The sequence below is a fragment of the Rhodococcus sp. F64268 genome (genome assembly GCF_023015605.1).
Lineage (GTDB): Bacteria > Actinomycetota > Actinomycetes > Mycobacteriales > Mycobacteriaceae > Rhodococcus.
Genome location: NZ_JALKAI010000040.1, coordinates 1 through 516 on the forward strand (window position 1 = coordinate 1; position 516 = coordinate 516).

At 56.2% G+C, this 516-nt stretch carries 2 rRNA genes; both read right to left on the reverse strand.

The features are described from left to right. Nucleotides 1–85: ribosomal RNA gene (locus tag MWU77_RS24445) — 23S ribosomal RNA — on the reverse strand; the annotation flags it as partial. Nucleotides 86–385: 300 nt separating this feature from the next. Beyond that, nucleotides 386–516, reverse strand: a 16S ribosomal RNA gene (locus MWU77_RS24450); the annotation flags it as partial.

Consider the following 516-nt stretch of genomic DNA (forward strand, 5'->3'; position numbering starts at 1 on the left):
CTCCCCGAGGCATATCGCAGCCTCCCACGTCCTTCATCGGCTCCTGGTGCCAAGACATCCACCGTACGCTCATAAACACTTACAACAAAGATGCTCGCGTCCACTGTGCAGTTCTCAAACAACACACAACAACCCCTACCGCAAGAACACACACAGTGTCTCGTTTCGAAGATCATCGTCGCTGAAAAAACACTTGCGTGTTCCCTCAGGACCCAACAGCGCACCGATATAACCCCTCGATCCCTTCCAGGCGGAAGAGACGATCCGAAGAGTGCTTGCCAGCGTTCCACCCATGAGCTCCTGCCGCTCCACAGACGGGAACGAAACAGTCTCTGCCCGAGACGAATTCACCTGTGTGAACCCTCATCGGGAGAATGCTCCTTAGAAAGGAGGTGATCCAGCCGCACCTTCCGGTACGGCTACCTTGTTACGACTTCGTCCCAATCGCCGATCCCACCTTCGACGGCTCCCTCCCACAAGGGGTTAGGCCACCGGCTTCGGGTGTTACCGACTTTC